The organism is Enterobacter sp. 200527-13 (assembly GCF_027924865.1).
Taxonomy (GTDB): domain Bacteria; phylum Pseudomonadota; class Gammaproteobacteria; order Enterobacterales; family Enterobacteriaceae; genus Enterobacter; species Enterobacter ludwigii.
Window position 1 is genome coordinate 374,835 of sequence record NZ_BSCM01000003.1, and the last position, 13,664, is coordinate 388,498.

At 57.2% G+C, this 13,664-nt stretch carries 16 protein-coding genes; 3 read left to right on the top strand and 13 right to left on the bottom strand.

Annotated features, from left to right (window positions below; genetic code table 11):
• From QMG44_RS13880 to nrdG, 3 genes are all read left to right on the top strand, one after another.
• On the top strand, positions 1 to 573 hold the full coding sequence (locus QMG44_RS13880) for a PTS sugar transporter subunit IIA (protein WP_032679517.1): 573 nt from the start codon (positions 1 to 3) through the stop codon (positions 571 to 573).
• A 367-nt stretch (positions 574 to 940) separates the two neighbouring features.
• Positions 941 to 3,079, top strand: a complete 2,139-nt coding sequence (nrdD, locus tag QMG44_RS13885) for an anaerobic ribonucleoside-triphosphate reductase (protein WP_086533175.1) — start codon at positions 941 to 943, stop codon at positions 3,077 to 3,079.
• A 138-nt stretch (positions 3,080 to 3,217) separates the two neighbouring features.
• Positions 3,218 to 3,682: an anaerobic ribonucleoside-triphosphate reductase-activating protein gene (nrdG, locus tag QMG44_RS13890; RefSeq protein ID WP_086533174.1), complete on the top strand. Its 465-nt coding sequence runs from the start codon at positions 3,218 to 3,220 to the stop codon at positions 3,680 to 3,682.
• Positions 3,683 to 3,730: 48 nt separating this feature from the next.
• Here the strand turns inward: nrdG and QMG44_RS13895 are convergent, their stop codons facing one another.
• The 13 genes from QMG44_RS13895 to cybC all read right to left on the bottom strand — a co-directional run bounded on the left by QMG44_RS13895 (position 3,731) and on the right by cybC (position 13,652).
• Positions 3,731 to 3,970: a type II toxin-antitoxin system RelE/ParE family toxin gene (locus QMG44_RS13895; protein ID WP_020885403.1), complete on the bottom strand. Its 240-nt coding sequence runs from the start codon at positions 3,968 to 3,970 to the stop codon at positions 3,731 to 3,733.
• The gene (locus tag QMG44_RS13900; protein WP_032679513.1) at positions 3,960 to 4,202 is read right to left on the bottom strand and encodes a type II toxin-antitoxin system RelB/DinJ family antitoxin; all 243 of its coding nucleotides are present in this window, start codon (positions 4,200 to 4,202) and stop codon (positions 3,960 to 3,962) included. The genes QMG44_RS13895 and QMG44_RS13900 overlap by 11 nt, the downstream gene beginning before the upstream one ends.
• Before the next feature lie 77 nt (positions 4,203 to 4,279).
• Positions 4,280 to 6,190, bottom strand: a complete 1,911-nt coding sequence (locus QMG44_RS13905; protein ID WP_032681846.1) for a transcription antiterminator — start codon at positions 6,188 to 6,190, stop codon at positions 4,280 to 4,282.
• Positions 6,191 to 6,209: 19 nt separating this feature from the next.
• Positions 6,210 to 7,346, bottom strand: coding sequence for a lactonase family protein (locus QMG44_RS13910; RefSeq protein WP_086533173.1), 1,137 nt, complete (start codon positions 7,344 to 7,346; stop codon positions 6,210 to 6,212).
• A gap of 118 nt (positions 7,347 to 7,464) precedes the next feature.
• The gene (locus QMG44_RS13915) at positions 7,465 to 8,205 is read right to left on the bottom strand and encodes a 2-dehydro-3-deoxy-phosphogluconate aldolase (RefSeq protein WP_059306432.1); all 741 of its coding nucleotides are present in this window, start codon (positions 8,203 to 8,205) and stop codon (positions 7,465 to 7,467) included.
• Positions 8,202 to 9,320, bottom strand: coding sequence for a DgaE family pyridoxal phosphate-dependent ammonia lyase (locus QMG44_RS13920; protein WP_014168381.1), 1,119 nt, complete (start codon positions 9,318 to 9,320; stop codon positions 8,202 to 8,204). The genes QMG44_RS13915 and QMG44_RS13920 overlap by 4 nt, the downstream gene beginning before the upstream one ends.
• Positions 9,304 to 10,437, bottom strand: a complete 1,134-nt coding sequence (locus QMG44_RS13925) for an amidohydrolase/deacetylase family metallohydrolase (RefSeq protein WP_086533172.1) — start codon at positions 10,435 to 10,437, stop codon at positions 9,304 to 9,306. Before QMG44_RS13925 ends, QMG44_RS13920 begins: the two co-directional genes overlap by 17 nt.
• A gap of 42 nt (positions 10,438 to 10,479) precedes the next feature.
• The gene (locus tag QMG44_RS13930; protein ID WP_014882285.1) at positions 10,480 to 11,121 is read right to left on the bottom strand and encodes a DUF4310 family protein; all 642 of its coding nucleotides are present in this window, start codon (positions 11,119 to 11,121) and stop codon (positions 10,480 to 10,482) included.
• 13 nt (positions 11,122 to 11,134) lie between these two features.
• A complete protein-coding gene (locus QMG44_RS13935; RefSeq protein WP_014168378.1) occupies positions 11,135 to 11,911 on the bottom strand; it encodes a DUF4311 domain-containing protein in 777 nt (258 codons plus the stop codon).
• 22 nt (positions 11,912 to 11,933) lie between these two features.
• Complete coding sequence (locus QMG44_RS13940) at positions 11,934 to 12,233, bottom strand: DUF4312 family protein (RefSeq protein ID WP_006810338.1); 300 nt, start codon at positions 12,231 to 12,233, stop codon at positions 11,934 to 11,936.
• Between the two features lie 2 nt (positions 12,234 to 12,235).
• Positions 12,236 to 12,598: an SFCGS family glycine-rich protein gene (locus tag QMG44_RS13945; protein ID WP_003830384.1), complete on the bottom strand. Its 363-nt coding sequence runs from the start codon at positions 12,596 to 12,598 to the stop codon at positions 12,236 to 12,238.
• Positions 12,599 to 12,608: 10 nt separating this feature from the next.
• On the bottom strand, positions 12,609 to 12,947 hold the full coding sequence (locus QMG44_RS13950) for a glycine dehydrogenase (RefSeq protein ID WP_014168376.1): 339 nt from the start codon (positions 12,945 to 12,947) through the stop codon (positions 12,609 to 12,611).
• A gap of 318 nt (positions 12,948 to 13,265) precedes the next feature.
• Complete coding sequence (gene cybC, locus QMG44_RS13955) at positions 13,266 to 13,652, bottom strand: cytochrome b562 (protein WP_014168375.1); 387 nt, start codon at positions 13,650 to 13,652, stop codon at positions 13,266 to 13,268.
• Positions 13,653 to 13,664: the final 12 nt, after the last annotated feature.

Sequence of the window (13,664 nt, forward strand, 5' to 3'; positions counted from 1 at the left end):
ATGAACTTGCTTGAACTCACGCACCCCGAACTGGTGTTTATTAACCCACCCTGCCGCACGCCTGAAGCGCTGATCCGCTGGCTCTCCGAACCGCTTGTCGGGCGAAACGTCATCACCGATAAAGACGCCTTTATCCAGAGCGTCTTACACCGCGAAAGTGAAGGTCCCACCGCGCTGGGCGAAGCGCTGGCCGTTCCGCACGGTAAATCAGACGCGGTGCAGCAGGCGGCGTTTTGCCTGGCGCTTTTTGATGAGCCGGTTATCTGGCCGGGGCTGGAAGGCGATGAAGCGGTCAGGATGGTTTTTCTGCTCGCCATTCCGCACGCCGAGGCCGGCAGTACGCATATGCAGCTGCTGACGACGCTGACCAGTTCGCTGGCGGAAGAGCGGGTGCGTAACGCGCTTCTGGCGGCGCGCACCGGCGAAGAAGCGCTGTCCGCGTTGCGCAGAGAAACGCCACAAAACGCGGACGCCGAACCCGGGCGCTCACTTGTTATCCCGCTGATACTGGGGAGTATTGCGGCGGCAGCCTTTCTCCAGGCCGGACTGAACTGGGCATGCGGGGTGAGTTAACCGACTGGCGCTCGGCACATGCTGCTGAGCGCTTGTTTTTGTTGAATAATTAATCAGAATTTTCCCTCTCGTCTTTACAAACGCTGGAGTGCCCGTCGTTTGTACTCTCGTCTTTTTACTTTGTTCTGAATCAAATAAATCGCAAACATGTTTGATGCAAATCACTATATGTAGCACTTAAAATGCACGCTGACCCAACATATTGTATTTATCGTCTGCTATTCCAACAACAAGACGGCGACTCAGCTCTCCGGAATTGTGGATAACACGCGTTGGGAACGTGGGAAGTCTCTGGCCTGGCTGACAATACGCCCGGTGAACACTTCTCCACCTTTGTGGATAACCTGTTTTTAAAAATGGAGTGATCATGACACCGCATGTGATGAAACGTGATGGCTGTAAAGTGCCGTTTAAATCAGAGCGCATCCAGGAAGCCATTCTGCGTGCAGCTAAAGCAGCGGGTGTCGATGACGCAGATTACTGCGCCACCGTCGCAGAAGTCGTTAGCAGCCAGATGAACGAACGCAGCCAGGTCGATATCAATGAGATCCAGACCGCGGTTGAAAACCAGCTGATGGCGGGCCCCTACAAGCAGTTAGCCCGCGCCTATATCGAATACCGCCACGATCGGGACGTACAGCGTGAGAAACGCGGTCGTCTTAATCAGGAGATTCGTGGCCTGGTTGAGCAGACCAACTCCGCCCTGCTGAATGAAAATGCCAACAAAGACAGCAAAGTGATCCCCACCCAGCGCGACCTGCTGGCCGGTATTGTTGCCAAACACTATGCCCGTCAGCACCTGCTGCCGCGCGACGTGGTCTCGGCGCATGAGCGCGGTGAGATCCACTACCACGATCTCGATTACTCGCCCTTCTTCCCGATGTTCAACTGCATGCTCATCGACCTGAAAGGCATGCTGACCCACGGTTTTAAAATGGGTAACGCCGAGATTGAGCCGCCAAAATCCATCTCCACGGCCACTGCGGTCACGGCGCAGATTATCGCTCAGGTCGCCAGCCATATTTACGGCGGCACCACCATTAACCGCATTGATGAAGTACTGGCACCGTTCGTCACGGCAAGCTTCAATAAACACCGTCAAACCGCTGAAGAGTGGCAAATCCCGGACGCCGATGGCTACGCGCACTCCCGTACCGAAAAAGAGTGCTACGACGCGTTCCAGTCGCTGGAATACGAGGTGAACACCCTGCATACTGCCAACGGTCAGACGCCGTTTGTGACCTTCGGTTTTGGTCTGGGTACCAGTTGGGAATCACGCCTGATTCAGCAATCTATCCTGCGCAACCGTATCTCCGGGCTTGGTAAAAACCGTAAGACAGCGGTGTTCCCGAAACTGGTGTTCGCTATCCGCGACGGCCTGAACCACAAGTTTGGCGATCCTAACTACGACATCAAACAGCTGGCGCTGGAGTGTGCGAGCAAGCGCATGTACCCGGACATCCTGAACTACGACCAGGTGGTCAAAGTGACCGGCTCGTTTAAAACGCCGATGGGCTGCCGCAGCTTCCTCGGCGTGTATGAAGACGAAAACGGCGAACAGGTTCACGACGGCCGTAATAACCTCGGTGTGATCAGCCTCAACCTGCCGCGTATCGCCCTCGAAGCCAAAGGCGACGAAGCGGCCTTCTGGGCGCTGCTGGACGAACGTCTGCAGCTCGCACGTAAGGCCCTCATGACCCGTATCGCGCGTCTGGAAGGGGTGAAAGCCCGCGTTGCGCCCATCCTGTATATGGAAGGAGCCTGCGGCGTGCGCCTGAAGGCGGACGATGACGTGTCGGAGATCTTCAAAAATGGTCGCGCGTCAATTTCTCTGGGCTACATCGGTATTCACGAAACGATCAACGCGCTGTTCGGCAACCAGCACATGTATGACAACGACGCCCTGCGTGAAAAAGGTGTCGCCATTGTTCAGCGCCTGCGCGATGCGGTTGACCAGTGGAAAGACGAAACCGGCTACGGCTTCAGCCTGTACAGCACCCCGAGTGAAAACCTGTGTGACCGTTTCTGCCGCCTGGATACCGCTGAATTTGGCATTGTCGAAGGGGTAACCGACAAAGGGTACTACACCAACAGCTTCCACCTCGACGTGGAGAAGAAGGTGAACCCTTACGACAAGATCGACTTTGAAGCCGCGTATCCGCCCGTCGCGAACGGTGGCTTCATCTGCTACGGCGAGTATCCGAACATTCAGCACAACCTGAAGGCGCTGGAAGATGTCTGGGATTACAGCTATCAGCACGTGCCGTATTACGGGACCAACACCCCGATTGACGAGTGCTACGAGTGTGGCTTTACCGGTGAGTTTGAGTGCACCAGCAAAGGCTTCACCTGCCCGAAATGCGGTAACCACGATGCGGCTCGCGTCTCGGTGACCCGCCGCGTGTGTGGCTATCTCGGAAGTCCCGATGCGCGTCCGTTTAACGCCGGTAAGCAGGAAGAGGTTAAGCGACGCGTGAAGCATTTGGGGAATGGGCAGATCGGTTAAGGCGTCGGGGGTTTCCCCTCACCCTACCCCTCTCCCTCCGGGGGAGGGAACCGAACGCGCACCTACGTTTTCCCCTTCTCCCTGTGGGAGAGGGCTGGGGTGAGGGCACCCGCGCACACACACTCTGGACATCTTCTTATGCGATATCATCAATACTATTCCGTCGACATCGTCAACGGCCCCGGCACCCGCTGCACTCTGTTTGTCTCAGGCTGCGTCCATGAATGCCCCGGCTGTTACAACAAAAGCACCTGGCGCCTGAATTCAGGCCTGCCGTTCACCGCGGAAATGGAACAGCGGATCATCCACGATCTCAACGACACGCGCATTCATCGCCAGGGGATTTCACTCTCCGGTGGCGACCCGCTTCACCCGCAAAACGTGCCGGACATTCTGAAGCTGATAAAACGCATTCGCCGCGAATGTGCAGGAAAGGATATCTGGGTCTGGACGGGTTATAAGCTTGAAGAACTGAATGCTGAACAGAGGGAAGTGGTGGATTTGATTAACGTGCTGGTTGACGGCAAGTTTGTGCAGGATTTAAAAGACCCTGCGCTGATCTGGCGCGGCAGCAGCAACCAGGTTGTGCATCATTTGCGGTGATCGCTAAAGCCGTTTGTTTGCGTCATGATAAGCGGCTGATTTCTCTCTCTAACCGATAGCAATAACACATACCGTCACAACGTTGTCCTGAACCTGATAGACCAAACGATAACCCTGGGATCTGAGTTTTATCTTGTCGCAATCAGGCAGGCCATGCAGGCGAGCCGATTCAACCCTGGGGTTCACCAACACGTTCGCAAGCTTCTTCTTAAACTGATTTTTTACGGTATCACCCAGCCTGGTCCACTCCTTGAACGCCCTCGGATCAAATACGAGTTCATAAGTCATCCAGCCTAACCTTAATTCCTTTTTGCGGATTAGCCAGCCGCTCCCGGACTGTGTGTATGAGTTCATCTTCACTGTCGCTAACAGTGACCGTTTTCACCGGCATACGCCCCGTCTCCGCAACGTACTGAAACAGTAACCGAACGGCTTCCGTTGGCGTGATATTGAGTTTTTCAAGCACGGCATAAGCCTCGTTTTTGAGTTTGTCATCCAGACGGACGTTCAGCGTGGCCATTATGTCTCCAGTGAAATCGAATGCGTAATGCATTTTAGCATTACATTTGCATTACATCGAATTCTGGATAACGTCTCTCAAAACCGGCTCACACTCTCCATCGCCACCGCTTTAAACCCGGCGAAATCATTGCAACTGCACAGCCGTGACATGGCGCGCTCACGCAGGAAAGTCACGAAAATATCGTAAATCGCCATCGCCTCTTCGTACTCGCGCTTGCTGATGGCGAGCAGGAAAATCACATGGGCAGTTTCATCCCCCCAGGCAATACCCTGTGGTGCCAGCACGGTGTAAACCACCGTTTTTTGTGCCAGTAGCCCGAGGGAGTGCGGTAGCGCAATGCCGTCGCCCAGCATGGTGCTGACGATGGCCTCTCGCTCCACGACCGAATCCAGAAACTCCGCGCCAACAAACCCCTCTTCTTCGAGCTGCTCGCACAGCTCCCGGAACAGCGTTTGCTGGTCAATCGGCCTGTCGATAATGCGGAAATGGGCGGCATCGAAGTATTTATCCAGCATCCACGGGCGGGTTCGGTCCACCAGCACCAGCTTACCTATCTGCTCAAGCTGGTAGTCCGTCGGGAACGGGGCGATCATCACCACCGGTTTAGACTTTTCGCTCACGCGGGCGGTCGAGATAACAAAGTCTTCGCCGATCGGTTCCGCCAGCTCATACTCGCGCAGCGTGAGCGTGCGGGTCACCTCAATTTGCGGATATTTGCGCTGCAGCACCGCTTCAATCATCCGGACCATCGCATTCCCGGCATCGCAAACTAACAGCACCCTCGGCTGGCGCTGGTAGCCGATGTTGTAGTGGCGCTCCAGCCCGACGCCGATATGCAGCACCAGGAAACCGATCTCGTTTTCGCTGATCACATACGGCGTGTATTTCCCCCAGCTCGACACTGCCGCGAGGGTCATATCCCACGCCATCGGGTAGTGCTGCTTGATGTTATCCAGAAGCGGATTAGGGATCATGATTTGATAGCGCACGCGGGTGATCATGGTTTTGATGTGGGTGAGCAGATCCGCATGCAGTTGCTCGTCGCTGAGTAGGTTGTAGTTATAGTGGGTATTGATGTAGCGCAGGATGTAATTGACCAGCGCTTCGTCGTCATCGGCATTGATGGCACTGGGGGCAATCTCCTGGATCTGACGTGCCGCGATGTGAACGCAGAGCCAGCTCTCTTCTGAAGGCGAAAGCGCTTTATCCGCCAGCTGTTGAATGGTCACAGCGATGTCTTTCGCCGCCTCACGAACATTCTCGGCCACATCTTCTGCGTGAAATTCCGGCAGCGGATAGCCCTCGCTGATGCGACGCACCGACACCGCACAGTACAGGCGCAGGAACAGCTCGCCCTCGTCAGTCAGACGAATGTGATGCCGCGTCAGCGCATCGTGCAGCACGGGAACCATCTGCTCCGCGACCCCCGCATTGAGCGCAACGTCGGTCACCAGCGGGTTCTGGCTATCCTGCTGTGCCAGCTCCCAGAGCAGATCGGTGAGACAGGCGCGGGTCGCCATCTCGCTGCCAAACAGCTTCATGCCGTGGCGCGGTCGGGTTTCCAGCGTCAGGTTGTAGCGGTGGAACCACTCGCGCACTTCCACCATGTCACTTTGCAGCGTCGCACGGCTGACAAACCACTCATCCGCCAGATCCTCCAGCTTGAGCGAAAACGCGGAGGTAAGAAAACGGACCACCAGATAGTGCACGCGCTCCGGCCCGGTGCGGGGAATGCGCAGCGCGCGCGGGTGTGAGGACTGAAGCTGCTGATAGCGTTCTGCATCGTCAATTTTGAGCTGATAGCCATTGCCGCGGCTGAGAATAAACTGCGCACCGTGGCTCGCCAGCAGCGCGTTCAGGGCGGTGATATCAGCGCGGACGGTTCGCGTGGAGACCGACAGCCGCTGCGCCAGTTCGTCCTGCGGCAGCGTCTCGTTTTGCAACAGATCGAAAAGTTGCGCTAAACGTTGGTTCGGAAATCGCACGGGGTTGTCCTCTTACGGCTTAGGGTGAAATGACCATCTGGGATGGGCTGCCGACCGGGGTATAGTCCGGCTCGGCGCTGAGTTTGCCGTCCTGCGCCACGCGAAAACGGGTAATGTTGTCGCTGCGCTGATTCATGACGTACAGCCAGCGCCCCTGTTTGTCGAGCGTCAGGGTGCGCGGGTAATCACCACGCGTCCACACATCGTCCTGATGCGTCAGCGTGCCATCCGCTGTTACGGTAAAGTGCCCGATGCTGTTATGCAAACGGTTAGCCACATACAGCTGTTTGCCATCGGCACTGAGTGCCAGCCCGGCGGCAAAACTGGTGCCTTTATAGCCGTGTGGCAGGGCGGAGAGGGTTTTCCCCTCCTGCAGCCTGCCCCGGGCATCCAGCGTATAGTGCGTGAGCGTGGATGCCTCTTCGTTAATCAGCCATAACGCATCGCCTTTCGGCGTAAAGACGAAATGCCGCGGACCGGCCCCTTTCGAGGAGGCACTGATAAACGGCGGATCGTTCGGGGTCAGCTTGCCTGTTTGATCGTCAAAACGGTACTGGTAGATACGATCCAGACCCAGATCGGTAGAAAAAACGTATTTCCCGCGCGGATCGGCGGCGATCATGTGCGCATGGGGGCCATTGTGATCGCTAATGGCAAAACTGCCTTCCACCGCCGCCGCCGGTTTCGCCGCGCCCGGCTCTCCCCGATCCTGATGCGTGTCCGTGGCCTCCCCCAGACTGCCGTCTGCATTAACCGGCAGAACAGCAATCGAGCCGCTGACGTAGTTCGCCACCAGCAGGTGGTGACCCTTTGGCGTCAGGGAGAGATAGACCGGCCCCGCCCCGCCGGACGCCACCTGATTAAGCTCGCTCAGTTCGCCGTTATCGCCCACGCGCAGCGCCTGCACCACGCCCTGCTCCACTTCGCTCGCCAGATAGAGCGTCTTACCATCCTGCGAGACGGTGAGCTGCGCGGCGTTTGGCAGCGTGCTGACCAGCGTTTTATTCGACAGCGCGCCAGTGTGAGGATCGACCGTAAAGCGGTACAGCCCCTCGCCGTTGGGGTTGTACGTCCCGACCCAGGCGTAATGGGTCTGGGCGACCGCGGCGGTTGCCAGTAAAGACAGTGAAGCGACAAGCAGGTTACGGGTGTGCATGGTGGCTCCTTTGGTTTTGTGCGGTTTTTGCCCCTCACCCTAACCCTCTCCCCAAAGGGGAGAGGGGACGATTACACCCTCTCCCCTTTGGGGAGAGGGCCGGGGTGAGGGGTAAAGACTACTTAGCCAGCTTCTTCGTCATCTCCAGCAGCGTACGCACATCTTCCGGACGCGTGTCGCCGCTGGCTTTGTCGATAATCGAGCTGTAGATATGCGGAATGATTTTACTCACGCCCGCATCAAGGGCGATCTGCAGGATCGCTTCATAGTTCTCCAGATCGATCCCACCGGTCGGCTCCAGCCAGAAATCGTGACGGGCGCAGGCTTCCGCCACTGCCTGGTATTCGTCCCGACACGCCAGGCCTCCCATCGGGAAGTATTTGATGGAGCTTCCGCCAAAATCTTTCAGCAGGGCAATCGCGGTTTCAACCGGCACAATGCCGTCCGGCGCCGTGCTGCTCAGCGGACCGGTGGAGATTTTCACCTTGCCAACGGTGCCGGTCGGAGAGACCAGGCCGTTGACCACGGATTCACTCTGCCCCAGCAGCGCACGGCTGGTTGCCACGCCGGTGAACACCTGGTTAACGTGCTGCGGCTGCACCTGACGGGCGATCTCACTGACCATCCCGGACTGGTTCGGATCGCCCGCGCCGAGGCCCACAGAGAGCGCATTATCGATAAGCTGAGCGTAGTCGCGCATATCGGCAACCGCACTGGCGACATCCGGGTAATTTTTGGAGAGCACGCCCACCAGCACGTGGCCTTCCGCCGCCTCGTAAATGGCGCTGGCGTTGGCTTTCGATCCTGCCAGCACGTTCAGGCAGACGCGGTCACGGTAAAAGTTGGGGGTCAGTTTCATGCCTTTTTCTCCTGTCCTAACACTTCACTCATGCGGCGATAAACAATGTTCAGCTGATCGGCATTCACGCTGCGCACGTCCGCTTCGATAATCCCTTCGTTGGCCTTGTAGCCACGGAAATAAATGGCGTACTCGCCCTGCTTCAGTGCGGTCACCAGGTCGCCGGTGCCAACACCGGTGGTAGCTTCATCAAACTTAATCTCGGTACGGGCGATATCGCGACCGGCACTGTCCCAGACCACGCGTGCCGTCACGCCGTTAAGGGTATTAAGCGCGTCAATAAAGGGCGTCATCTTCGCCACCATCTCTTCGCCGCTCTCTTTGGTCGCCGTCAGGTAGTGTTCGATGGCACAGGTGAGGCCGAGGATCCCCTCTTTACCCACTTTCATTGCGCGGCCAATCCCCGCCGTCTGGCGTTTCACCCACTCAACATACTGCGTTTTGCCGATCACCAGCCCGCTGGTTGGCCCTTCAATCGCTTTCGCACCGCTGTAGATAACCAGATCGGCACCGGAGCGATAGTAAACGTGAAGATCTTCTTCCGCGGCCGCATCCACGATCAGCGGCAGATCGTGCTTACGCGCCACCACCGCCGCCTGCTCTACGCTGAGCATGCTTTTCTGCACGCAGTGGTGAGACTTGATGTAAAGAATGGCCGCGGTACGCGGCGTGATGGCCGCCGCCAGCTGGTCGGCGGAGCATTCGTTCGCGTAGCCCGCTTCCACCAGCTTGCCGCCGCCCAGCGCCACCATGGTGCCTACCGGTGCGCCAAAGTTAACGTTATGGCCTTTCGGCAGCACGATTTCGTTGTTCTCAATCGGAGTGACGTGCAGGTTCTCCAGCAGCCAGTCGCTGTCTTTGACCAGCACCGCCGCCACGGACTGGGCGATGCCCGCTGACGCGCAGGAGACCACCGTCGCCCCTTCCACATCCAGCAGCTTCGCGATGTATTCGCCGGTTTTGTTGACCAGATCCTTCATCTCAAAATAGTGATTCATGCCATCCATCGCCGCCTGCACCACGTCCGGGCGCGGCGTGGAAACCCCCAGCGCCGTCATACGGCCTGAGGTGTTGATGACTTGCTTTAAGTGATACTTCTCATAAATCGAAGGCATGTTCCGTGCTCCCTTGTTCGGTCATGTAGCCTTTGCCTGCGCGGATGGCGGCAAGCGGCACCAGAATGTGTTCAGCCTGCAGGCTGTCATTTTCAGCATCCACCAGCAGCGTTGGCTGGCGTTTTATCGTGAACAGCGTCAGGTCAGCATCTAGACCTGGCTGAATACGGCCTTTGTGCGTCAGACGCAGCCCGTCGGCGGCGTTCGCGGTGACGCACTCAATCACCTGCGGCAGCGACATGCCGATGGCGAGAAACTTCGACATCACGCTTGCCAGCGACCCTACCGGGCCGTTAATGCGGTTGCGGCAGTAAATATCCGAGCTGATGGTGTGTGGCAGAATGCCCATCGCAATGGCGCGTCTCGCCACCTCAAAGCTAAAGCTCGCCGTACCGTGTCCGACGTCCAGGCGTACACCGCGTTTCAGGGCGGAGGTGATGGACGCACGCAGTTCACCGGATGGCGTCAGAATGCGGTTCGGCTTGCCGTTGTAGCAGTGGGTGATGATGTCGCCTGAGCTGAGCAGGTCGGCAATTTCATCGAGGTTGGGCGGGTTGTTGCCGATGTGCACCATCAGCGGCAGGTCGCCGTTCTCTGCCTGGATGGCTTTCGCGCGCTCAAGCGGCGTTATGCCGTTTTCGCCGACCACGCTGCTGCTCATGCGCGCTTTCAGGCCAACGATAAAATCCGGGTAGCGCGTAACGGCCTGCTTCACGGCCTTCGCATCAATATTGGCCATATTGGCCAGTTCGTTCTGGGCAATCAGCCCCACGCGGGAGATGTTCAGTAAGGCATAAACGTCGGTTGAGGCTTTACGGGTGATTTCATAAAAATCGTCCACGTCATCCGCGCCGGTACTGCCGGCATCCACCACCGAGGTCACGCCGGTGGCGATGCCCACGCTGTCCGGTTCGTCGTGATAAATAGGGGAGTTCGGGTAGCAGTGAACGTGGGAGTCAATCCAGCCTGCGCTGACGAACACTTCACCGTTCAACTCAACCGTTTTGCGGGCGGCCGCGGTAATGTCGCCCAGCGCCGCGATTTTTCCGTCCTGAATGGCGATATCGGTCAGGGTATCGTCGGTGAGGCGCGCACGGCGCAGGAGTAAATCGAACATGAGGATCTCCTGATAAGGCGGGCGCCGGGGCGCCCGCGGGCATTAAAGGGCGACCGGGAACAGCCAGCCCAGAATCATTGCACCGAGAATGGCGCCACCGGTAATCGGCTTCTGCCAGATATAGAACAGCAGCGCACCCACCAGAGAGCCGACGCCAATAGGAATGGAGGCGGTCATGGCGCTGAGGATAATCAACGGCCCGAGGAAACGACCGGAGGCGTTACCGGCCCCCATCATCACGTCCGCCCCGTAGGTGGAGTTGCTCTGATTGATGGTGAACTTACGCGCCAGGATGATGACGTAGCCAATTGCCAGGCCAATCACCAGGCCGGTGATCAGCGCGGCGATAAAGTTGGTCACCGGGAACATGATGCCCGCACCCAGCAGCAGCGCCGGAACCCCGAGGCCCACCCCGGTCTGGATCGCCCCGCCGATATCAAGGATACCGACCAGCGACCCTTCGATAATACGGGCGAACAGGAAGCTCGCACCGAACGCCGCCACCGCGCCGTAAACGCCAGTATCCATCCCCGCTTTCAGCATCGCCACGAAGGCCACTTCGTTGAACGCGCCGATGCCGTAGAGGTAGTACATATGCGTCCCGGCGAAAACACCGGAAGAGAGCAGGCCAACGAAGATCGGGAACGACCAGTCGGCATACCAAAAACCTTTATTCTGTTCCATGTCGAGGCTCCTGTTATTTACCGCTGAGCGCGTTGTGGATCATGTCGAGCCAGTTCGGCACGGTAAGATGGAAGGATTCGATCATCTTCATGTCGAAGCCACGGAAGAAACCGCTCAGCACGAACAGCGCCACGATGGCCGCCATCATCACTTTGGTGACGTGGTTCCATCCGCTCTCTTCAACGCCCTTACCGATCAGGATACCCAGCACCAGACCCGGTACGGCGTTACCCATGATCAGCTGCGCCGCGCCGCCAAAAATGGTGGCCCAGAAGCCCGATTTTTTACCCGCATCGATGGCGGCCAGCCAGAAGATCACCGGCATCACGGTGTTGACCAGCAGGTTTGCCGCAGGCACCAGCACCTTCACGGCGGTTACCTGAAGCGCAGCCGGAACAGAAGAGGCGGTGAGGTTAAGGAAGGTGACGACAATCATGCCGATTACGCCGCAGGCAATCGCCATTTTGCGCGGATCGTGCAGCGTTTCGCCGACGTTACGGTTTTTAATCATCAGTGCTGCAGCACCCCAGTTCGGGATGATGCGGTGGTCAACGTCCTGTGTGAATGCCCCTGCGGCCACGGAAGAGGCCCAGGCGTTAAAGAAGAAGCCTAACCCAAAGGAGAAGTGAGAAGCCGGATCCCCTTCACAGGAGTTCAGTTCCCCCAACGTACGAAACGCGCCCATACCCTGAGTGGTAGGCGCATGAAACATGCGTGCAGCCCCGGCCCCCACACCGACGCCAACCAGGCCGCCAATGATGAGCGATTTTATTAATATAATTAAGAACATCAGTCTGCCCTTTTATGAATAATCAGCGTTGCGTGACGAAATCCACCTGGTCGAGATTGATGGCAGTCACGTTGACGGTCACATCCAGCTCCACGCTGTAGGTGCGTCTTTCCCGGCGCAGAAAGAAGAACAGAAAAGCTTCTTTACGCACCGCTTCTTGCGCCTGAACGACCTGCACATCCTGTGGCTCAATACGCAGTAAGATATGCGGTGAGGCTTTCATCACCGCGGCCTGAACGTGGTTGAGCGCATCAGCAAAGGCGCGCGCTTTAGCGTCGCCTTTGCCCTTCACTCTCACCGTGGTTGTGAACTGTTCTTTCATGCTTATGCGCCGTGTTTCTTCTGCCACGCCTGAACCAGACGCTCACCCAGCTCTTCTTTATCCATAAAGCCAAAGCCCAGCACATTGCAGCCTTCATTGATGGCGGTGACGCCTTCATCCACTGAACGCATGCCGTATTTGGCTTTGTAGCCATATTTGGTTTGTGCGGTGATGGCACCCGCGCCGCCGCTGCCGCAGAAGGAGATGCCGAAGGTGGCATTTTCCGCTTTCATCACGTCACCGAGCTTCATGTCTGCCGCCACACCCGGCACGACAACCGCACGTCCACCGGCTTTTTCAACGCCTGCCGCCACTTTCTGACCTTTACCCAGGCGATCGCCAATCACGACTGTAATCTGTTCCATGTGTTGCTCCTTAAAGGTTGTCTTTCGCGACTTCGAAGTGAACGGAGAGCAGCCAGGCCTCTTCATCAGGAAGGTTGCCAAACTGCGCGACCACTTCACGGGCAAGCCGCATTGAATCGGGAGAAATTTCGTCGAACAGCTCGGCTTCAACCTCCGGCAGCGGCTCGCCGGTCACGGACCGGTGCGCCATCGCGCGAACGTGGGAGGTGAGCATCTGTTCCTGTACTGCGTTGGGGATGATGTTGTGCCGGGCCAGCAGGGCATACACCTGCGCCAGCATGGTGTTAGCGAGCTGCTCTGTTTGCACCGCCTGATCTCCAACGTCGTTCATTACCGCTCCGTTAATCACTCGTCTTACCCCGTTAATGGCTCTGGAATAAAACTAACGTTGGGGGGGAATTGTTTGTAGCGAGTTGTTTTCCACTTCGAAGTGGAAAGGCGAGCACCGGCAGTGATCTGTGCCACATAAATATGCTGAATATAGATAAATCACTGTATTTACGTGATGAATATCACGCTATCTGACGGCAATTAAGGGGGCGTGGGAGCGAAAAAGATTATGGGCAGGCGTGCAAATATGTGAGGTGGATAAGGTTTTCTTATGCCCGGAGAGCAAACATGCGGGGGCGATTAACCGCCCCCGCACGGGGAAAGCGCGTACCGGGAATTAACGATACTTTTTGTGATAGGTATTACGCGTGGTCACAAACTGGTCAGCTGCCGCCTGGGCTTCCTTCACTTTGCCTTCGTTGGCAAGCTTCAGTGCACCGTCAATCTGACCGACCAGCACGTCAAAGCCGTGGCGGTAGTCTTTCATCTCAGCGCTGTCTGCCGCTTTATTTTCCAGCTTTGGCGGCGTGGATTTCTGCGCGTCCAGTGCCGCTTCACGCATTTTGGTCAATGCGCCTTTCATTTCCGCCGCATTGTCCGTTTTCTGCACCACCTTCAGGTTTTCACTGAGGATGCCCATGTCGTCTTCAAGATCGGCAGCAAACGCAGAAGAACCAAGAACCAGCGTTGACGCTGCGACGATCGCTAACAGGTGTTTACGCATTGCTCACTTCCT

What these genes read in the sequence shown, in the direction of transcription:
- QMG44_RS13940 (WP_006810338.1), bottom strand. Translation starts at nt 12,233, where the DNA reads ATGAAAGAACAGTTCACAACCACGGTGAGAGTGAAGGGCAAAGGCGAC.
- QMG44_RS13920 (WP_014168381.1), bottom strand. Translation starts at nt 9,320, where the DNA reads ATGCCTTCGATTTATGAGAAGTATCACTTAAAGCAAGTCATCAACACC.
- QMG44_RS13880 (WP_032679517.1), top strand. Translation starts at nt 1, where the DNA reads ATGAACTTGCTTGAACTCACGCACCCCGAACTGGTGTTTATTAACCCA.
- QMG44_RS13900 (WP_032679513.1), bottom strand. Translation starts at nt 4,202, where the DNA reads ATGGCCACGCTGAACGTCCGTCTGGATGACAAACTCAAAAACGAGGCT.
- cybC (WP_014168375.1), bottom strand. Translation starts at nt 13,652, where the DNA reads ATGCGTAAACACCTGTTAGCGATCGTCGCAGCGTCAACGCTGGTTCTT.
- QMG44_RS13895 (WP_020885403.1), bottom strand. Translation starts at nt 3,970, where the DNA reads ATGACTTATGAACTCGTATTTGATCCGAGGGCGTTCAAGGAGTGGACC.
- QMG44_RS13930 (WP_014882285.1), bottom strand. Translation starts at nt 11,121, where the DNA reads ATGGAACAGAATAAAGGTTTTTGGTATGCCGACTGGTCGTTCCCGATC.
- nrdD (WP_086533175.1), top strand. Translation starts at nt 941, where the DNA reads ATGACACCGCATGTGATGAAACGTGATGGCTGTAAAGTGCCGTTTAAA.
- QMG44_RS13935 (WP_014168378.1), bottom strand. Translation starts at nt 11,911, where the DNA reads ATGTTCTTAATTATATTAATAAAATCGCTCATCATTGGCGGCCTGGTT.
- QMG44_RS13915 (WP_059306432.1), bottom strand. Translation starts at nt 8,205, where the DNA reads ATGAAACTGACCCCCAACTTTTACCGTGACCGCGTCTGCCTGAACGTG.
- nrdG (WP_086533174.1), top strand. Translation starts at nt 3,218, where the DNA reads ATGCGATATCATCAATACTATTCCGTCGACATCGTCAACGGCCCCGGC.
- QMG44_RS13910 (WP_086533173.1), bottom strand. Translation starts at nt 7,346, where the DNA reads ATGCACACCCGTAACCTGCTTGTCGCTTCACTGTCTTTACTGGCAACC.
- QMG44_RS13925 (WP_086533172.1), bottom strand. Translation starts at nt 10,437, where the DNA reads ATGTTCGATTTACTCCTGCGCCGTGCGCGCCTCACCGACGATACCCTG.
- QMG44_RS13945 (WP_003830384.1), bottom strand. Translation starts at nt 12,598, where the DNA reads ATGGAACAGATTACAGTCGTGATTGGCGATCGCCTGGGTAAAGGTCAG.